The following is a 1,649-nucleotide window of genomic DNA, read 5'->3' as shown; positions in this document are numbered from 1 at the left end:
ATATTAAAGCAGTAGGAAACTAATACATCCTACTACTTCGCATGTTATAAAGCCGATACACTCTTACCTCTTTTAGGAAAATTAATGAACTTATTCTCACTAATGAATGTCGATCCTAAAAGAAGTGCACCACCTAGTATTTGAACAATTGTCATATGCTCTCGCAAGATAACTGCAGAAATCAATATGGCTACGAATGGATCTACGTAGCTTAGCATAGCGATACTTTGGCCTTTTAATTTTTCCATCCCGGAGAAAAACAACCAAAATCCAATACCAGTGTTCACAATCCCTAGAATTATTATAAAGGGAACGGACGATTTAGATACTCCAAGGATACCGAATCCTTCCGTCAAAAACACATATGGCAAGAGCAGCAAAGCTGTTATTCCAAGTTGGATGATTGTAATCTCTAACCTACCCATGAGCCGAATAAATTTATTGAGTAACATCAATGCAGCATAACATGCAGCTGCGAGTAATCCAAAAAAGATTCCAAGTAAATCTTCTGTCCCAGAGGCACTTACACCATTTCCAACAATCATTAACATACCTATTATCGCTATACCGATACAAATAATTTTTTTGACAGGTAATTGTTCTTTAAGGATAAATGGTGAGAGGATCATGACGAATACAGGTGCAAAATAATAGCCTAGTGTTGCATTAGTGAGCGTTGTTTGATCATATGCTTGGTAAAGAAACATCCAATTTCCTCCTAATGCAATACCTGAAAAGAATAAGATACAAGCATTAACTCTTACCAATTTCCATGAAATGGTTCTCTTCCTCGTGAGAAAAACAATCATTAAAAATAAACACCCTATTGAACTACTTAGTAAAGCTATTTCACTCGAAGACAAATCAATATACCTTACAATTAAACCCATCGTACCGAAAATAATCATAGATAAAACAAACTGTATCTTATATTTCACTGCCTTCACCCACTTAATCCATAGGCAATACGATCAAACGATTTTAGATTATTTAGCTTTATTTTATTTGCGAGCGTAGAAGTTCCAACTTTTATGGCTATTCTATTTTTATATAAATACATATCACACCTCTATAATCGATACCTTATGGTTTGTATAAGGCAAAAAATCATTAATAATTTGCTCTGTTCGTACTTTTATATATCCGGTTGTTGTTCCATCACTGCATCCATACCATTCTTCATAGGTTACATCTTTATCAAAAACAATTTGTACATTATTATCCTTATCAAATAGTGCACTGAAAACAGTTGCTGCTCCAATTTTTGTTCCTAACATATCTTTCATCAATTCCTCAGGAGCAAACGAGACTCTAGCTATATTTAGAGCACTACTGAAGTCTTTTGAGCGAAAAGGCTTATCTCCTTTAGTGATAAATAGATAGAAAGAAGTTTGCTGTCGATTACATAAAAACAAGGTTTTAACCATTTTCATGTTCAACTTTTTATTAATAAGAGTACAGTCAGCCATTGTAATGGCTTCATCTGTATCAACACGTTGAAAAGGGATATTTAATTGTTGGAAAGCAATATACGTACTTTCTTGTAAAGGTGTGGAGCCTTTTCTTGGAGCCATGGTATAAACCTCGCTAATAAAAAACATATTTTTTCATTCCTTTGCTTTGTATATTTAATAAATGTAGATTATCAT

General features: G+C 33.7%; 2 protein-coding genes. Both read right to left on the bottom strand.

Annotated elements, in window-relative coordinates; translation table 11 throughout:
* Positions 1-44: 44 nt before the first annotated feature.
* The gene (locus RB298_RS02540; protein ID WP_486045587.1) at positions 45-938 is read right to left on the bottom strand and encodes a DMT family transporter; all 894 of its coding nucleotides are present in this window, start codon (positions 936-938) and stop codon (positions 45-47) included.
* Between the two features lie 123 nt (positions 939-1,061).
* A complete protein-coding gene (locus RB298_RS02535; RefSeq protein WP_486045585.1) occupies positions 1,062-1,574 on the bottom strand; it encodes a prolyl-tRNA synthetase associated domain-containing protein in 513 nt (170 codons plus the stop codon).
* Positions 1,575-1,649 lie beyond the last annotated feature (75 nt).

This window comes from Priestia sp. BR_2 (assembly GCF_041954005.1).
Classification (GTDB): domain Bacteria; phylum Bacillota; class Bacilli; order Paenibacillales; family Paenibacillaceae; genus Paenibacillus_AQ; species Paenibacillus_AQ lautus_A.
This window is presented reverse-complemented; position numbering and strand designations above follow the sequence as displayed.

What these genes read in the sequence shown, in the direction of transcription:
- RB298_RS02535 (WP_486045585.1), bottom strand. Translation starts at nt 1,574, where the DNA reads ATGGCTCCAAGAAAAGGCTCCACACCTTTACAAGAAAGTACGTATATT.